The organism is uncultured Nevskia sp. (assembly GCF_903885465.1).
GTDB lineage: Bacteria > Pseudomonadota > Gammaproteobacteria > Nevskiales > Nevskiaceae > Nevskia.
This window is the reverse complement of record NZ_CAISIQ010000278.1, coordinates 1-1,962: the sequence shown is the minus strand read 5'-3', so window position 1 is coordinate 1,962 and position 1,962 is coordinate 1. Positions and strand designations below refer to the sequence as shown.

The 1,962-nt window shown below is 61.1% G+C and carries 2 protein-coding genes and 2 pseudogenes; all 4 read left to right on the top strand.

Translation table 11 applies throughout. The features are described 5' to 3' along the window. Window positions 1–228, top strand: a pseudogene (rplK, locus tag QZY06_RS10410) (50S ribosomal protein L11); the annotation flags it as partial. Between the two features lie 13 nt (window positions 229–241). Then, entirely contained in the window at window positions 242–937 is a 696-nt protein-coding gene (rplA, locus tag QZY06_RS10405) for a 50S ribosomal protein L1 (protein WP_028474979.1), read from the top strand. A gap of 254 nt (window positions 938–1,191) precedes the next feature. After that, entirely contained in the window at window positions 1,192–1,719 is a 528-nt protein-coding gene (rplJ, locus tag QZY06_RS10400) for a 50S ribosomal protein L10 (RefSeq protein WP_022974905.1), read from the top strand. Between the two features lie 102 nt (window positions 1,720–1,821). Further along, window positions 1,822–1,962: pseudogene (gene rplL, locus QZY06_RS10395) on the top strand (50S ribosomal protein L7/L12); the annotation flags it as partial.

Below are 1,962 nucleotides of genomic sequence, written 5' to 3'. Positions count from 1 at the left end.
TTCATCACCAAGACCGCGCCGGCCACGGTGCTGATCAAGAAGGCCGCTGGTGTCGAGTCGGGCAGCCCGACTCCGCACACCAAGAAGGTCGGCAAGATCACCAAGACTCAGGCCGCCGAGATCGCCAAGACCAAGTGGCCGGATCTCAACGCCGGCAGCATGGAAGCCGCGGTCAAGTTGATCGCTGGTTCGGCCCGCTCGATGGGCATCGACGTGGTGGAGGGCTAAGAACATGGCAACCGTGATCAAGCTGACCAAGCGTCAGAAAGCATTCGCCGACAAGATCCAGCCGGGCAAGGCCTATCCGGTCGACCAGGCCATCGAAATCCTGAAGTCCTGCGCCACCGCGAAGTTCAAGGAATCGCTCGACCTGTCGCTCAACCTCGGCATCGACGCCAAGAAGTCCGACCAGAACGTCCGCGGTTCGACGACGCTGCCGAACGGCAACGGCAAGACCGTTCGCGTTGCCGTGTTCGCCCAGGGTGCCAAGGCTGCTGAAGCCCTGGCCGCTGGCGCCGACGTGGTCGGTATGGAAGACCTGGCCGCCAAGATGAAGGAAGGCGACCTGAACTACGGCGTCGTCATCGCCAGCCCGGACACGATGCGCGTTGTTGGTGCGCTCGGTCAGGTGCTCGGTCCGCGCGGCCTGATGCCGAATCCGAAGACCGGCACGGTGACCCCGAACGTTGCCGAAGCCGTTCGCAATGCGAAGTCGGGCCAGGCCCGTTATCGCACCGACAAGGCCGGCATCATTCACTGCTCCATTGGTGCAGCGAATTTCGAAACCGCCAAGCTGACGGAAAACCTGCTCGCCGTGCTGCGTGATATCCGCAAGCAGAAGCCGGCGACCTCGAAGGGCGTGTTCATCCGCAGGGTAACGCTGTCGACGACGATGGGCCCCGGCGTGCCGGTCGAGCTGTCGTCGCTGCCGGAATAAGAAACAAATGACCGGGATGCGTTCTGCGCATTCCGGTTTTCGGAACTTGACAGTGTGGCCTCACCGCCACGCCGTCCGAGACCGTCAGTAGGGCCGAAACCGCTCACGCGGCCAGGCAGGTTAAAGGTTCGCAAGAGCCGCTGACGCAGACGGTAAGCCCTGAAGACTCACGTCGACAGGGTTCCGTAAAAGTGGATCGAGCCGCAAGGCCCGGTCCTGTTTGTAACGCAGCATCACCAGGAGGTTCGCGTCTAATGGCATTGCGTCTTGAAGACAAGAAGGCCCTGGTTGCGGAAGTGAATGAAGTGGCGTCACGCGCGCTGTCGGCTGTTGCAGCCGAATATCGCGGACTGTCTGCCGGCAAGTTCGACATCCTGCGCAGCAAGGCCCGTGAGAACGGGATCTATCTGCACGTGGTCAAGAACACGCTGGCGAAGCGCGCACTGGCCGGCACTCAGTTCGAGTGCATGGGCGACGCGCTGGTCGGACCGTTGGTGCTTGGATTCTCGCTGGACGATCCAGGTGCTGTTGGTCGCGTGATCAAGGACTTCGCGAAGGATAACGACAAGCTGGTGGTCAAGGCGGTTTCGATCGGCGGGCAGCTGTATGGCTCGAAGGACATCGAACGTCTGGCTTCGCTGCCGTCCAAGGAGCAGGCGTTGGCCATGCTCATGGGCGTCATGAAGGCCCCGGTGTCGAAGTTCGTTCGTACCCTCGCAGAACCGACTGCCAAGTTCGTGCGCACCGTGCAAGCGGTGGCCGATCAGAAGCAGGCGGCCTGAGTCGAGTCCCCAGAGCAGTTATCTGGCCACAGTTTTTCCATTCACTTTCCCTGATCGGGTAAGCGGTTTGGTTCACACACTAGTCAATCGAGGTTTTTAGAAATGGCACTTTCAAATCAGGAAATCCTTGACGCGATCGCCGAGAAGTCCGTCATGGACATCGTCGAGCTGGTCAAGATGATGGAAGAGAAGTTTGGCGTCTCCGCTGCTGCCGCCGTCGCCGTTGCCGGCCCGGCTGCCGGC

Bases quoted from the DNA above. Each gene is read 5' to 3' on its own strand.
- rplJ (WP_022974905.1), top strand. From the start codon at position 1,192: ATGGCATTGCGTCTTGAAGACAAGAAGGCCCTGGTTGCGGAAGTGAAT.